At 64.8% G+C, this 13,791-nt stretch carries 13 protein-coding genes; 7 read left to right on the top strand and 6 right to left on the bottom strand.

Annotation, left to right across the window (positions count from 1 at the left end):
• Nucleotides 1-8: 8 nt before the first annotated feature.
• Nucleotides 9-278 carry an acyl carrier protein gene (locus FA87_RS12955; protein WP_051943409.1) on the bottom strand — a complete coding sequence of 90 codons (270 nt, stop codon included), beginning with the start codon at nucleotides 276-278 and terminating at the stop codon, nucleotides 9-11.
• A 494-nt stretch (nucleotides 279-772) separates the two neighbouring features.
• On the opposite strand from FA87_RS12955, the gene FA87_RS21320 reads away from it, so the two are divergent.
• Nucleotides 773-904, top strand: a complete 132-nt coding sequence (locus FA87_RS21320; protein ID WP_275041276.1) for a hypothetical protein — start codon at nucleotides 773-775, stop codon at nucleotides 902-904.
• A 159-nt stretch (nucleotides 905-1,063) separates the two neighbouring features.
• On the opposite strand, the gene FA87_RS12950 is transcribed toward FA87_RS21320, so the two are convergent.
• Together FA87_RS12950 and FA87_RS12945 are read right to left on the bottom strand one after the other, a co-directional pair.
• Nucleotides 1,064-2,167, bottom strand: coding sequence for a Glu/Leu/Phe/Val dehydrogenase dimerization domain-containing protein (locus FA87_RS12950; protein WP_036111602.1), 1,104 nt, complete (start codon nucleotides 2,165-2,167; stop codon nucleotides 1,064-1,066).
• Between the two features lie 191 nt (nucleotides 2,168-2,358).
• Nucleotides 2,359-2,700 carry a YXWGXW repeat-containing protein gene (locus tag FA87_RS12945; protein WP_051943411.1) on the bottom strand — a complete coding sequence of 114 codons (342 nt, stop codon included), beginning with the start codon at nucleotides 2,698-2,700 and terminating at the stop codon, nucleotides 2,359-2,361.
• 154 nt (nucleotides 2,701-2,854) lie between these two features.
• Here FA87_RS12945 and FA87_RS12940 point away from each other — a divergent pair, with 154 nt between their 5' ends.
• The 4 genes from FA87_RS12940 (at nucleotide 2,855) to FA87_RS12925 (ending at nucleotide 8,758) form a co-directional block, all read left to right on the top strand.
• A complete protein-coding gene (locus FA87_RS12940; RefSeq protein ID WP_081996589.1) occupies nucleotides 2,855-3,769 on the top strand; it encodes an alpha/beta fold hydrolase in 915 nt (304 codons plus the stop codon).
• A 35-nt stretch (nucleotides 3,770-3,804) separates the two neighbouring features.
• Nucleotides 3,805-4,302: a DUF2199 domain-containing protein gene (locus tag FA87_RS12935; protein ID WP_043695046.1), complete on the top strand. Its 498-nt coding sequence runs from the start codon at nucleotides 3,805-3,807 to the stop codon at nucleotides 4,300-4,302.
• A gap of 111 nt (nucleotides 4,303-4,413) precedes the next feature.
• Nucleotides 4,414-7,866: a methylmalonyl-CoA mutase family protein gene (locus FA87_RS12930; protein ID WP_043695043.1), complete on the top strand. Its 3,453-nt coding sequence runs from the start codon at nucleotides 4,414-4,416 to the stop codon at nucleotides 7,864-7,866.
• A gap of 82 nt (nucleotides 7,867-7,948) precedes the next feature.
• Nucleotides 7,949-8,758: an alpha/beta hydrolase-fold protein gene (locus FA87_RS12925; RefSeq protein WP_043695040.1), complete on the top strand. Its 810-nt coding sequence runs from the start codon at nucleotides 7,949-7,951 to the stop codon at nucleotides 8,756-8,758.
• On the opposite strand, the gene FA87_RS12920 is transcribed toward FA87_RS12925, so the two are convergent.
• Complete coding sequence (locus FA87_RS12920; RefSeq protein WP_043695037.1) at nucleotides 8,755-9,162, bottom strand: biopolymer transporter ExbD; 408 nt, start codon at nucleotides 9,160-9,162, stop codon at nucleotides 8,755-8,757. The two genes, FA87_RS12925 and FA87_RS12920, sit on opposite strands and share 4 nt — an antisense overlap.
• Nucleotides 9,163-9,383: 221 nt before the next feature.
• Here FA87_RS12920 and FA87_RS12915 point away from each other — a divergent pair, with 221 nt between their 5' ends.
• On the top strand, nucleotides 9,384-10,223 hold the full coding sequence (locus tag FA87_RS12915) for a DUF3014 domain-containing protein (protein WP_043698123.1): 840 nt from the start codon (nucleotides 9,384-9,386) through the stop codon (nucleotides 10,221-10,223).
• Between the two features lie 106 nt (nucleotides 10,224-10,329).
• On the opposite strand, the gene FA87_RS12910 is transcribed toward FA87_RS12915, so the two are convergent.
• Together FA87_RS12910 and FA87_RS12905 are read right to left on the bottom strand one after the other, a co-directional pair.
• Complete coding sequence (locus tag FA87_RS12910) at nucleotides 10,330-11,250, bottom strand: peptidylprolyl isomerase (protein WP_043695034.1); 921 nt, start codon at nucleotides 11,248-11,250, stop codon at nucleotides 10,330-10,332.
• An 88-nt stretch (nucleotides 11,251-11,338) separates the two neighbouring features.
• On the bottom strand, nucleotides 11,339-12,763 hold the full coding sequence (locus FA87_RS12905) for an aldehyde dehydrogenase family protein (RefSeq protein ID WP_043695031.1): 1,425 nt from the start codon (nucleotides 12,761-12,763) through the stop codon (nucleotides 11,339-11,341).
• A 98-nt stretch (nucleotides 12,764-12,861) separates the two neighbouring features.
• Here FA87_RS12905 and FA87_RS12900 point away from each other — a divergent pair, with 98 nt between their 5' ends.
• A complete protein-coding gene (locus tag FA87_RS12900; RefSeq protein WP_043695028.1) occupies nucleotides 12,862-13,749 on the top strand; it encodes a LysR family transcriptional regulator in 888 nt (295 codons plus the stop codon).
• Nucleotides 13,750-13,791: the final 42 nt, after the last annotated feature.

The raw sequence follows: 13,791 nt of genomic DNA, 5'->3' as shown, positions 1-13,791 counted from the left end.
CGGTCGGCTCAGCGAGCGACCAGCGTCTGCACGGTGGCGACCACGTCGCCGACCGTACGCACGCTCTTGAAGTCCTCGGGCTTGATCCGGGTGCCGGTCATGTCCTGCACCTGGATCGCCAGATCGATCGCGTCGATGCTGTCCAGTTCCAGGTCGGTGAAGAGGTTGGCGTCGGGCGTCACCTTGGCCGGGTCGATCTCGAACGTCTCCTGCAGCACGGTGCGCAGGCGATCGAGTACATCGTCGAAGGTGAAGGTTTCAGCTGGGATCGCGCTCATAGCTCGGTAAGTCCATTTCATCCCCGGACGGGCGATCCACCGGTTGCGCGGGCAAGCGGGAGGCGGCGCCATCACCGAGGCGATGAAGGTGATCGGAAGTCTCTGGTTGTCGCCGTCTCTCGGACGGCATCCCCTGGGCCCCAAAAGCGCCGTGTAGGCAAAGCCTTACAAGATCCCCAGGGGCGACAAAAGTGTAACAGATCGCGCCCCTGAGCCAAGGCCGATCGTGTGAAATCGTGGGAATCGGCGGGCGCGTCGCGCCGATTCCCCGGCAGCCGTTGGCGCAGGCCCTTCGCGACGTATAGGCGGGTGGCGTCCGCCGCGTCCGCCCGGACACGGCGCCGGCGGACACCACGCGTCCGCGGACACGGAAATTTTTCCGTCACATCGCGCGGAATGGCGCCGCAGGGCGGTCTGGCAGGTAAATCGGCCGTTGGCACGACCGATGCACTCTCCCTGGTGAAAGCACTTCCCATCGTCCAAGGAGAACGACCATGAAATTCGAAACGATCCTGCTCAAGGGCTTTTTTGTCGCCGCCGTCCTGACCTGCCTGCTGACCTTCGGCGCCATGGTCGGCACCAGCACCCCGATCGCCAGCCCGACGCTGGTGGCCACTGGGCGCTGATGCCCGGGCATCGCTCCCTCAGGGCGTCTGCACCACGCAAATGTCGCAGGGTCCAACGTCGTCCGACCGGCGACGTGTGGAATCGTCGCAAGGTCGTAGTCCGCAAAAAAAAGCCACCGGATTGCTCGCGGTGGCTTTCTTGGGCTCGCAGATAAACGCTTACTGACCGCGCATGCGGCCCTGGAAACGCGGCGCGCCGTTGCCCATGTGGGGCAGACGGATCTTGCCGATGGCGCTGATGCGCTCTTCCGCCATGCGGTCCGCGGCCTTGTAGGTCGGGATGTTGTCGCGCGAGGAGATTTCGAAGATGCGACCGACGTTGTAGTAGATCGTGCGCATCATGCGCATGGCGCGCTCGCGGTTGTAACCGTCGATCTCGAGCGAGACGTTCATCACGCCGCCGGCGTTGACCGCGTAGTCCGGTGCGTAGACGATACCGCGACGGGCGAGTTCGTCACCGATCGCGTCGGTTGCCAGCTGGTTGTTGGCCGCGCCGCAGATGATCTTCGCCTTGATGCGGTCGATGGTCTGCTCGTTGACCGTGCCGCCCAGCGCGCAGGGGCTGTACACGTCGGCGTCGACGTCGTAGATCTCGTCGAGACCCACGGCTTCGCAGCCCAGTTCGTCGACGCAACGCTGCACGGCATCCTTGTTGATGTCGGTGACGAACACCTTGGCGCCCTGCTCGCGGAGCAGCTTGATGAACTCGCTGCCGACGTGGCCGCAGCCCTGCACGGCGTAGCTGTACTTACCCACGTCTTCGTTGCCGTGCTTGGACTGCAGCGCGGCCATCAGGCCCTGCAGCGTACCGAACGCGGTGAACGGCGAAGGGTCGCCCGAACCGCCGTGCACCTGATGCACGCCGGTGACGTACTCGGTTTCACGGTAGACGTATTCCATGTCGTTGACGTCGATGCCCACGTCTTCGGCCGTGATGTAGCGACCGTTGAGCGAGTTGACGAAGCGGCCGAAGGCGCGGAACAGCGCTTCGGACTTGTCCCTGGAGGGATCGCCGATGATCACGGCCTTGCCGCCGCCGAGGTTCAGGCCGGCCACGGCATTCTTGTACGTCATGCCGCGCGACAGGCGCAGCACGTCGTTGACGGCATCCTGCTCGGTCTTGTACGGCCACATGCGCAGGCCGCCGAGGGAAGGACCCAGCACGGTATTGTGGATCGCGATGATGGCCTTCAGGCCCGCGTCCTTGTTATGGCAGAAGACGACTTCTTCGTGGCCCGTGTTGGCGATGGTTTCGAAAATCATCGAACGCAAACTCCAGTGACAAGCGGCAGCAGCACCGCCTCTAGGTGATGACCGGCGGCGGGGACCACCGGTCGATAATGACGTTCCAAAAAAATCGCCCCGGCCTGGAAGGGCGGGGGCGATCTGTCGTGTCAGGTGCCTAGTTTAAACCGTTGTGAGCGTCCGTGTAGGTGCGGCGCAGCAGATGAGGCTCAGCGGTGCCAGTGAGGGTCGCGGACCCAGGTCTCACGCTCGACGCGCCAGCCCCGGCCGTAGGGGTGCCACACCGGCGGGCGGTAGACGTAGCCGGGACGTACCGTGGCCCAGCGGCCGCCGACCCAGACGTAGCGGCCGCCGTACCAGTTCCAGTAGCCAGGCGCCCAGACATAGCCGGCGCGCGGGGGCGGGACGCGCTCGAAGCGCGGCGGCGGCGGACGGGTGCCGACGGTGACCTCGACATATTCCCGTGCCGCGACCGGCGGGGTGTAGCTTGCGGCGCCGGCGGCCAGGCCCATGACGGCGACGGCGGCGAGGGTACGGGTCAGCTTGGTCATCGGTGTTCTCCTTCGCGAGGTTCCGCGGATGCGGATTCGGGGGCCAGAACGCGGGTTCCTTCGAGCGGGTTGACCCGCCGGGGCGCGTAATGTTCAGCTTCGCGAAAGCTTCCCGTGGGGGAACCTTGCGACGCTCCGCTGCTCCAAGACCCACATGCCCACTCTTACCGCCACCGGCCCGTTCCCGCCCATGAAGCCTCCCCGCCGTTTTGGCGTGCGCACCATCGCGACCCTGCTGGGCATCCGTTTCGCATACCGGCTGGGCAGTCGCCTGGCACCTGCGCGCACGGTGGCCCACGCGGCGCGGACCTTCCAGACGCCGCTGCCGAGCAGCCGGGTTCGCGCCGCCTACGCCGCGACCACGATGTCGGCGCGGCGTGAGACGGTGCGACTGGGCGGGGAGTCGATCGAAACCTACATCTGGGGCGACCCTGCGACGCAGCCTTACATCCTGCTGGCTCATGGCTGGTCGAGTCTGGGCTTGCGCTGGGAGTCCTGGGCACCGTGGCTCCTCGCCAAGGGCTGGGCCGCGGTGTCCTTCGACCAGCCCGGTCACGGTCACAGCGGCGGCGATCTGTGCACGCTGCCCGATTTCGTCCGGACGCTGGCTGCGGTGGGCTGTCACTACGGTGACGCGCACGGCGTCGTCGCCCATTCACTGGGCGGCGCGGCCGCGACGCTGGCGCTGGAGGACGGGTGGACGGCGAAGCGGGTGGTGCTGATCGCTCCCGCGGCGGACCCCCAGGGCGCCACGCGGCGCTTCTCGCGCTTCGTCCGCCTCGCCGAGCATCTGCGTCCGTCGCTGCATGCGGCGCTGACCGAGCGCACCGGCATACTTATCGACGATCTGCATATCGCGCATCACGCGCCGAAGCGGACCCAGCCCGCATTGATCTTCCACGACTTCTTCGACCGCGATGTCCCGGTGGAAGAGGGGGAGCTCTACGCGCGGCTGTGGCCCGATGCCACCTTGCTGAAAACCCGCCGGCTGGGCCATCGCCGGATCGTCGATGACGAAAGCGTCATGACCGCGGCGATAGCCTTTCTGGATGGCGTGGAGCTTCGCTGAGCCCGCCACATAGTCCCCCCTTCGAGGAGCGAGCCATGACGACCACCTGTGCGGTGTGTGGAACGGAGCACGACGAAGAGGCACTGGAACTGGGCTACCGCCGGCCGGACGCCGTGATCGATCTCGATGCCGCGACGCGAGCCGCGGGCGTATTCGAGAACGACGACCTCTGTGTCATCGATGCGAAGCGTTTTTTCGTCCGCGCGACGTTGCCGCTGCCGGTTAACGGACGTAACGGAAATTACCAGATCGGTGTCTGGGTCGAAGTCGCTTCTTCCGACTTCGACCGGATCGGCAAACTCTGGACCGACCCGGGTCAGGGGGCCGAGCCTCCCATGTCGGCGACCCTGGCGAACGAGGTGCGTCTGCATCCGGAAAGCCTCGGGCAGGCCTTGCTGCTGCAGCTCACGGGACCGAAGACACGCCCCCAGGTGTTCGTGCGTGACGCGACGTATTCGCTGGGTGCCGAGCAGCGGCACGGCATCAGCGCGCACCGGGCGAGCGAATACTCGGTCGGACTCAGGGCGGCGTGAGGCGTTACGCAGTGCGGCGGCGTATCGCTGCACTGCGTCAGAGGTCCCGGCACGGGCGGGGATAGAATCGACCGGTTCCCTCCCCAGACGTCGCGTTTTCCCGGAGTTTTCATGAGCTCGCAGCCCAAGCACATCCCCGCCAGCCACACCGACGCGGAGGCCACGCCGCTGCGCTTCGTCACGGCGGCCAGCCTGTTCGACGGCCATGACGCGGCGATCAACATCATGCGCCGGATCATCCAGAGCCAGGGCGCCGAGGTGATTCATCTCGGCCACAACCGCTCGGTGGAAGACGTGGTGCGGGCCGCTCTGCAGGAAGACGCGGATGCCATCGCGCTGTCCTCTTACCAGGGCGGGCACGTCGAGTATTTCAAATACATGGTCGACATGCTGCGCGAGCGTGGCGCGGGTCATGTACGCGTGTTCGGCGGCGGTGGCGGGACGATCACGCCGGAAGAGATCCGCGAGCTGCAGGATTACGGCGTCGAGCGCATCTATCACCCGAACGACGGTATGAAGCTCGGTCTCACCGAGATGATCGAGGACGTGATGGCGCGAACGCGCAGCGCCGTTCAGTCGCGCGTCGAAGCGGCGCCGGCCGACGTTGCCGTCGAGAACGAGATTTCCATCGGCGCGATGCTTTCGGCCATCGAAGAAGATTCGCTTCCCGAAGCCGAACTCGCCCGCCTGCGCAAGGAATGGCAGCTGGCGGGTAACAAGACCCCGGTGCTTGGCCTGACCGGTACGGGCGGCGCGGGTAAGTCGTCCGTGGTGGACGAACTGTTGCTGCGGTTCCTGCACGCGTTTCCGCAGATGCGGATCGCCGTGCTCGCGGTCGATCCGACCCGTCGCCGCAGCGGCGGCGCGTTGCTGGGCGACCGCATCCGAATGAACTCGCTGCGCAGCCCGCGCGTGTATATGCGCTCGATGGCCACGCGTCGCCAGCACGCCGCCACCTCGATCGTGCTGCACGACTGCATCGACTTTCTCAAGGCCCAGGCTTACGACCTGGTGATCGTCGAAACGGCGGGTATCGGCCAGAGCGACTCCGAGATCGTCGACCTCGTCGATTTCCCGGTCTACGTGATGACCAGCGAATACGGCGCCGCCAGCCAGCTGGAGAAGATCGACATGCTGGACTTCGCCGAACTGGTCGTGCTCAACAAATACGACAAGCGCGGTGCCGAGGACGCCCTGCGCGACGTGCGCAAGCAGTGGAAGCGCAACCGCACCGCGTTCCAGATGGCCGACGAGAACGTGCCGGTCTATCCGACCATCGCCAGCCAGTTCAACGATCCGGGCGTCACCTGGATGTTCGACAACCTGTGCCGTCTGCTGCGCGAGAAGCTCTCGTTGCCCGACGCGGTCTGGATGCCCGATGTCGACACGACATTGCGCGAACCGCGTGCCACGGTGCTGATTCCGGGGAATCGCGTGCGTTATCTGGCGGAGATCGCGGAGCAGGGGAGAGGCGTCAACGACGGCATCGCGAAGCAGGCCGAGGCGGCCAGCAAAGCGCAGCACTACTATGAATCGCTGAAGGATATCGGCGACGACGCCCTGCCGCGTGCGTTCGATCTTTACGACCATGCCTTGCTCGCGGTCGACGGCGACCGTTCGCTGGCCACCCTGCGTCAGCGCTACAACGAGGCCGTGCGCGAGCTCACCAGCGAAGCGATCCACCTGCTGCGCGAGTGGCCGTCGCGCTTTGAAGCCGTCACCGCGGAGTTCAACGAATACCAGGTGCGCGACAAGGTCATTCGCGTCGAGAACTACCGCGAGTCGCTCAGCCACCAGAAGATTCCGAAGGTCTCTCCGCCGAAGACGAAAGACTGGGGCGAGCTGCTTTCGTTCCTCATGCGCGAGAACCTGCCGGGGCACTATCCGTACACGGGGGGCGTGTTCCCATACCGGCGCGCCGGCGAGGATCCGACCCGCATGTTCGCGGGCGAGGGTACGCCGGAGCGCACCAATCGTCGCTTCCACTACCTCTCGCTGGGTGGCGCGGCCGCGCGTCTTTCGACCGCCTTCGACTCGGTGACGCTGTATGGTGAAGATCCCGCGCCGCGTCCCGATATCTACGGCAAGATCGGCAATTCCGGCGTCTCCATCGCCACGCTCGACGACATGAAGAAGCTTTATTCCGGCTTCGACCTGTCCGCGCCTTCGACGTCGGTGTCGATGACGATCAACGGTCCGGCCCCGATCATCCTCGCCATGTTCATGAACACGGCGATCGACCAGAACATCGAGAAGTACCTCAACGAGGACGTCTCCCGCTGGGAGGCCGCCAACGCGCACATCGCCCGGCTGTATCCGGACGGCGACCGGCCGCGGTACCACGGCGAGCTGCCCCAGGGTAACGACGGCCTCGGTCTCGGCCTGCTTGGCGTGTCCGGCGAAGAAGTGGTCGATGCCGAGACCTACGCGCGGATCAAGGCCTGGACCCTGGCCAACGTGCGCGGCACCGTGCAGGCGGACATCCTCAAGGAGGACCAGGCCCAGAACACCTGCATCTTCAGCACGGAGTTCGCCCTGCGCATGATGGGCGACATCCAGCAATACTTCGTCGATCACAAGGTGCGCAATTTCTACTCGGTGTCGATCTCCGGGTACCACATCGCGGAAGCGGGTGCGAACCCGATCAGCCAGCTCGCCTTCACGCTGTCCAACGGCTTCACCATCGTCGAGTACTACCTCGCCCGTGGTATGAAGATCGATGACTTCGCGCCCAACCTGTCGTTTTTCTTCTCCAACGGCATGGACCCGGAATACACGGTGATCGGCCGCGTCGCCCGTCGCATCTGGGCCCGCGCGATGCGCGAGCGTTACGGTGCAAGTGCGCGCAGCCAGATGCTGAAGTATCACATTCAGACGTCGGGGCGTTCGCTGCACGCGCAGGAGATCCAGTTCAACGACATTCGCACGACTTTGCAGGCGCTGTATGCGCTGTTCGACAACTGCAACAGCCTGCATACCAATGCGTACGACGAGGCGATCACCACACCGACGGAAGAGAGCGTTCGTCGGGCGGTCGCCATCCAGTTGATCATCAACCGCGAGCTCGGCCTCAACTTCAACGAAAATCCGTGGCAGGGCAGCTACGTCGTGGACGAGCTCACCGATCTGGTGGAAGAGGCGGTCTACAAGGAATTCGAGGCGATCAGCGAACGCGGCGGCGTGCTTGGCGCGATGGACACGATGTACCAGCGCGGGAAGATTCAGGAAGAATCGATGTACTACGAGCACAAGAAGCACGACGGCTCGCTTCCCCTCATCGGCGTCAACACCTTTCTGCCCCGGGATCACGGCGGCGAGATCGCCACGGAGATTGAACTCATCCGCTCGACGGAAGAAGAAAAGGGCCAGCAGATCGACAACGTGCTGCTCTACGGCAAGGCCCGCAACGGCCTGGCCCCGGACAGCCTGACCACCTTGCAGAAGACCGCCCGCGATCGCCGTAACGTCTTCGAACAGTTGATGGACGCGGTGAAGAACAACTCCCTTGGCCAGATCAGCCACGCGTTGTACGACGTGGGCGGCGAGTATCGGCGGAATATGTAAGGCGGGCACCCATCGCCAACCGGATCGGCTCCCACCCGAGCCGCTCTGCGGTTAAGCTCCGGGTTCTCCCAGGGAGCTTTTCATGCGTCGGATCCTCTTCTTTCTCAGTCTGGTCGTACTCGCCTTCCAGGCGCGCGCGGCGGACGATGTCCCTCCGCACGACAGTTTCACCATGCCCGGCGTAACTGCCGCCGAAACGCGACACATCAACGTCTACACGCCTCCCGGCTACGGCACCTCGAAAGCCCGCTACCCCGTTCTCTACATGCCCGATGGTGGCCTGGAAGAAGATTTTCCGCACGTGGCCAGGGCACTCGACGAGGGTATCCGCAAGGGCGAGATCCAGCCGCTGATCCTCGTCGGCATCGAAAACACCGAACGTCGCCGCGACATGACCGGACCGACCTCGGTCGCGTCGGACAGGCGGATCGCACCCCGCGTGGGTGGATCGGCCGGCTTTCGAGCCTTCATCGCGACGAAGCTGGTGTCCGAAGTCGGCAAGCGATATCGCGTCGACGGCCACAGAGGTGTCATCGGTGAATCGCTGGCCGGACTTTTCGCGCTGGAGTCGCTTCAGCGGGAGCCGAAGCTGTTCGACACGGTGATCGCCATCAGCCCCAGTGTATGGTGGAACGCGGGTGCCTTGATTCGTGATCTGCCGGTTGCGATGGCGGAGGGCGATCCATCGCCCCACCGCATCTACCTGACGTCAGCCGACGAGGAAAACATCGCTCCCGGTGTGGAGCAACTCGTCAGGACGTTGCGTTCCAGCTTGCCCAGGCGCGCGGCGACGATCGAATACGTGCCTCGTCCTTCAGCGCATCACGATACGATCTACCGCGAGTCGGAGGCGCAGGCGTTGCGCTGGGCGTATCCGCCGATGGATAACTAGTCCGTCGCCTGGCGGCTTCCGAAGTCGATCTTCGTAAGACCACGAACTTTTGCTTCCGTCAGTACCTTGGTGACGTCCTCGTAGCTTGCGTTGTCAGCCGCGGCGATGACAAGGCGGGGCGGCTGCGCCGAGGCGGCGGCGATATCGATCTGCCTTTCGAGTGCCGCATCGGTGACGAGGGCCCCGTTCCAGAAAATCGAACCGTCGGCGTCGATCGCGACGCGTGCCGGGTCGGGCTCGACGTCCGTCGATGACCCGGGAGCGGGGAGGTCGACCCGTGCCTTATGCGCGACCACTGGCGCGGAGATCATGAAAATGATCAGCAGTACGAGAAGCACGTCGACGAGCGGGGTGACATTGATGCCCGAAATCGGGGCGGCGTCGTTCCTTGCAGAGAAAGCCATGGTTCTTCCTCCAAACGTTATCGATGTGGGTGTGCCCTGGTGCCGGGCCATAGGGGGATGCCCGGCAGGGCCAGACTAGGTGTCGGATGGGGCTTCCCACAAGACCGCCGTCGGGTTCATGATGGCCGGATCGCCGACGATCGCCGCCATTCCGGTTCGAGGCTTGAACCAACCGCACCGTTCGTAGTCCCATGGAGACGTTTTTTCGTGGGAGCGTTACGTTGAGCAGTCAGTCGTCGGGTTCGAAGTGGGTCGCAGGTTTGTTGATCGTCGCGATCCTCGTGGTAGCGGGTATTTTCGTCTGGCGCGAGAAGCAGGCGCGCGATGCCGTCACCGCGCCACCTTTCGCCTCCGCGTCCTCGACGGCATCCGCTCCCGCTACGTCCGTGCACGACGCCGCGCTGCCGGAGCATCCGATCGATCCCGCCCGTGGTTCGACGTCCGCGCTTCCAGCGCTCGATCAGAGCGACGACGAGGTGCTGGCCGGGTTGCTCGCGCTCACCGGCGACGAAGCGTTGAAGTCGCTGCTGAAGTCGGATGCGATCGTGTCGCGGATGGTGTCCACCATCGATGCGTTACCGAAGCAGACTGTCGGTATGAACGTCCTTCCCTTGCGTACGCCGACAGGCCGGTTTCAGGTCGTTTCCGACGACGGCAATTTCGTCGCGTCGAAAAAGAATGCGGATCGCTATGCGACCTACATGTATGTGGCCGACCGTGTGAGCCCGAAGGCCGCTGCCGCCTGGTACAAACGCAACTACCCGTTATTCCAGCAGGCGTATCGCGATCTCGGAACGGGCGGCTATTTCAACGATCGCCTCGTCGAGGTGATTGACCACCTGTTGGCCGCGCGGGAGCCGAAGGGCAATCAGCAGCTGCTTCCGGAGAAGGTGGGGTATGTCTACGCCAATCCCGCGCTGGAGCAGCTGTCGGTCGGACAGAAGTTCATGATTCGCGTCGGCCCGGAGAATGAGGCGAAGTTGAAGGCTAAGCTGCGGGCGTTGCGAGCTGAAGTGGTGAGTCAGAAGGACGAGGCGAGGGATTCGGCCGCTCAGGACTGAGGCGGGTTGAATCGCCAGCAGGCTGGCTCGTACCCGAGCCAGCCCTGCCTGCTCGAGTGGGAGCCAACCCTCTCGGCGATGCTCGTCGATCAGACCTGCAGATCGGTCAAGGCGCCTTCTGCGTCGGATCCCGCACCGGCACGCTGATATTGCAGAGATCGATCTTCCCCGCCGGGCGCGTGTAGAAATCGTCCTTACGATTGCGCTTGGCCTCGATCACCGCCGAGAACGTCTTGCTGTCGGTACGCAGCACCTGGATCGGCGTGCGCTCGGCTTCGGGAACGTCCGCCGCGAGGCGAACGCTCTTGATGGTCACGCGCTGCCCGGGCTTGTCGTAGAAGCCCATCGGCTCGCCGCCACGCGGGTAGGCGGCCAGCAGATCCATTCCCTTGATGACCTTGCCCGCTACCGCGAGGTTGCGGTCGAGGTTGCGCGGGGCCTGGCCGATGATCGCGTAGAGCGAGCTGCCGTTACCCGTCTCGGCGCCGACGTCGCGTGCGACGCCCACGGTGCCGTAGCAGTGCGTGATCCATGCCTCGCCCTTGTCGCGAGCGACCGGGAAGCCTTCGGAGAAACCGACTTCCGGTGCGTAGACATCGCCATCGGGAAGCTTCGTAAACGGAAACGCCTTGCCGTCCTTGCGGGTGAACTCGGGTGGCAGGGTTTCCTTCGCCGTACCGAGCGATTTGGCCTTCTTCTTGTCGTCGCCGTCGGGATCGCCCCACTGGGTGACGAAGTTGTCCTGAACGCGGATCACCTGGGTGCCGTCGAAATAGTGTTCGCGAATCAGCGTGCGGATGTTCGCGGCATGCAGCGGCGACCAGTCCTGGGCCAGTTCAATGACCACGCGGCCCTGCGGCAGGTCCATGTAGACCAGATTCTCGGGGTCGGGCGTGCGCCATTCCGCCGGGGTGGACTTCGCCAGGAGCTCCTTCGGCGTGGGGGTATGGGCCTTCTTGGCCTCATCGGCAGCCATCGCGGGCAGGGCGATGGTGAGGGCGAGCGCGAGGCAGGTACGAGCGAGCATGGGTTCCCCGTCAGTGAATGCTAACGGGGTGAAAGTAGCAGAGCCCGGCGAGTTCCGCTTATCGCCGTCGATATCGGGGAAAAGGGCTTTAGCCCGACAATCCCAACAGGGCCTTCGGCTCCAGATAGGCCTCCAGTCCGAGCACGCCGTATTCCCGTCCCCAGCCCGATTGCTTGAACCCACCGAACGGCGCCTTCGGATCGTGCTTCAGCGAATTGATCGCGACACGACCCGCGTCGATGCGTTCCGCCACGCGGCGTGCGCGTGCCTCATCCGCGGAAAAGACGTATGCCTGCAATCCATACGGCGTGTCATTGGCGATGGCGATTGCGTCCTCGTCGCCGTCATACGAGATGATCGAGAGCACCGGTCCGAAGATCTCCTCGCGGGCAATGGCCATGTCGTTGCGGACACCGGCGAACACGGTCGGTTTCACCAGCCAGCCACGCGCGTAGCCGTCCGGCCGTCCCTCACCGCCGGCGATCAGGCGCGCACCGTCGTCGATACCGCGGCGTATATAGCCTTGCACACGATCCCACTGCTTGCGGCTGACCATGGGTCCGACCGTCGTGGCCGGATCGGACGGATCGCCTGACACGATATCGTCGATTGCCGCTACGACCATTGCTTCAAACTCGGCAAGACGCGCCCGGGGCACCAGCAGACGTGTACCAGCGATACACGCCTGCCCGCTGTTGTTGAAACCCGCCATGACGGCGAGCGGCAACGCGACCGCGAAGTCCGCGTCATCGAGGAAGATCGACGGCGACTTGCCACCGAGTTCCAGCGTGACGCGCTTCAGCGTATCCGCCGCCGCCCGGACGATGCCTTTGCCGACGGCGGTCGAACCGGTGAACGACACCTTGGCGATATCCGGGCTGCCGACGATCTCGGCGCCGACCGTGTCGCCGCGTCCCGTGACGATGTTGAACACGCCCGCTGGCGCGCCGGCTTCATGCAGCGCTTCGGTGACGATGCGTGTCTGCAGCGCGCTCATCTCGCTGGGTTTGATGACGGCGGTGCAACCTGCGGCGAGCGCAGACGCCAGCTTGCCGCAGATGAAACCCGCATTGCTGTTCCAGGGCGTGATCAGTCCCGCCACACCGACAGGCTGCATGCGCACGGTGGCGCTGCCCATGCGCGGTTCGAAGTCATACTCCCGGAGCGTCGCAATGACGTCCAGAAAGACGCCGGACGCGTGCCCGGTCATCCAGCGTCCGCGCGATACGGGTGCGCCGTACTCCTCGACGATCGCGGCGAAGAGGTCGTCCTCCCGCGCCACGATCGCGTCATGCATGCGCTGAAGCAGGGCGATGCGCTCCTCGATCGTCGTCCGCGAGAACGCGGGGAAAGCCCGCTTCGCCGCCGCAATGGCCTGTCGGGCGTCTTCGGCATCGGCCAGACGTACCGTCCCGATGACTTCCTCGGTCGCCGGATTGAACAGGTCGAAACGTTCCTCACCGTGGGGAGTGACAAACGCGCCATCGATATAAATGTGGTCGATCGTGTGCATGAGAGGCTTCCGTCGTAGGGACGGTTCCCAGCATGCGCCTGACCCATTAGTCTGATAAGACGGACAACGGTGGACGGGTCATTAAGCGGGAGAGGACAATGCGTACCGGTCTTACGGAATTCGAAGCCGTGCTGGCGGTCGCGCGGCACGGTAGCTTTCGCGCCGCGGCGGGTGAGCTGAATCTCTCCACCTCAGCCCTTAGCCAGTCCGTCGCCTCGCTGGAGGCCCGGCTCGGCACGCGGCTTTTTCACCGGACGACACGCAGCGTCCGGCTGACCGAAGCCGGCGAGCGCTTCGTGGCCGATGTGGCCCCCGCCATCGCAAGCCTCGGTGTGGCGATCGAGCGGGCCAGCGACGAGGGCGATGCACCGCGCGGGACGCTGAGGATCAATACGTCTACCGGGGCCGCCCGGCGTGTGATGGCGCCGCTGCTGGTGCCCTATCTGACGCGCTATCCCGACGTGCGGCTCGATCTGGTCACCGACGACAGGCTTGTCGACATCGTGCGTGATGGGTTCGATGCGGGCTTCCGCACCGCGGACATCGTGCCGGCCGACATGATCGCCGTCCCTTTCGGTGAGCCGATCCGGTTCGCCGTGGTCGGCTCACCCGGCTACCTCGCGGCGAACGGCACGCCGCGCAATCCGTCGGATCTCGCCCGCCACCGCTGTATCCGGGCGCGTATGCGCTCCGGCCATATCTACCACTGGGAATTCGAGCGGCACGGTGAAGTGATCGAGGTCGACGTGCCGGGCGTGCTGACGCTCGACGAGCCGAACCTGATGCTCGAAGCGGCCCGCGCCGGCCTGGGCCTGACCTACCTCACCGAGTTCAACGTGGCGGAAGATCTTGCGTCCGGCAGCCTGGTGAGGGTGCTCGAGGACTGGACCCCGCCGTTCGACCGGCTGTGCCTGTATTACTCCGGCAGGCGCCACGTACCCGGCGCGCTGCGCGCGCTGATCGACCTCATCAGGGAAACCGGCTGAGCGCATGGGCCAGGGGTCACGGCAAACGTTTGCGACGCGGGC

The organism is Luteibacter sp. 9133, assembly GCF_000800155.1.
GTDB lineage: Bacteria > Pseudomonadota > Gammaproteobacteria > Xanthomonadales > Rhodanobacteraceae > Luteibacter > Luteibacter mycovicinus.
The sequence above is the reverse complement of the archived record's forward strand: the minus strand, read 5'-3'. Positions and strand labels throughout refer to the sequence as shown.

What these genes read in the sequence shown, in the direction of transcription:
- FA87_RS12950 (WP_036111602.1), bottom strand. Translation starts at nt 2,167, where the DNA reads ATGATTTTCGAAACCATCGCCAACACGGGCCACGAAGAAGTCGTCTTC.
- FA87_RS12940 (WP_081996589.1), top strand. Translation starts at nt 2,855, where the DNA reads ATGCCCACTCTTACCGCCACCGGCCCGTTCCCGCCCATGAAGCCTCCC.
- FA87_RS12900 (WP_043695028.1), top strand. Translation starts at nt 12,862, where the DNA reads ATGCGTACCGGTCTTACGGAATTCGAAGCCGTGCTGGCGGTCGCGCGG.
- FA87_RS12955 (WP_051943409.1), bottom strand. Translation starts at nt 278, where the DNA reads ATGAGCGCGATCCCAGCTGAAACCTTCACCTTCGACGATGTACTCGAT.
- FA87_RS12935 (WP_043695046.1), top strand. Translation starts at nt 3,805, where the DNA reads ATGACGACCACCTGTGCGGTGTGTGGAACGGAGCACGACGAAGAGGCA.
- FA87_RS12910 (WP_043695034.1), bottom strand. Translation starts at nt 11,250, where the DNA reads ATGCTCGCTCGTACCTGCCTCGCGCTCGCCCTCACCATCGCCCTGCCC.
- FA87_RS12930 (WP_043695043.1), top strand. Translation starts at nt 4,414, where the DNA reads ATGAGCTCGCAGCCCAAGCACATCCCCGCCAGCCACACCGACGCGGAG.
- FA87_RS21320 (WP_275041276.1), top strand. Translation starts at nt 773, where the DNA reads ATGAAATTCGAAACGATCCTGCTCAAGGGCTTTTTTGTCGCCGCCGTC.
- FA87_RS12920 (WP_043695037.1), bottom strand. Translation starts at nt 9,162, where the DNA reads ATGGCTTTCTCTGCAAGGAACGACGCCGCCCCGATTTCGGGCATCAAT.
- FA87_RS12905 (WP_043695031.1), bottom strand. Translation starts at nt 12,763, where the DNA reads ATGCACACGATCGACCACATTTATATCGATGGCGCGTTTGTCACTCCC.
- FA87_RS12945 (WP_051943411.1), bottom strand. Translation starts at nt 2,700, where the DNA reads ATGACCAAGCTGACCCGTACCCTCGCCGCCGTCGCCGTCATGGGCCTG.
- FA87_RS12925 (WP_043695040.1), top strand. Translation starts at nt 7,949, where the DNA reads ATGCGTCGGATCCTCTTCTTTCTCAGTCTGGTCGTACTCGCCTTCCAG.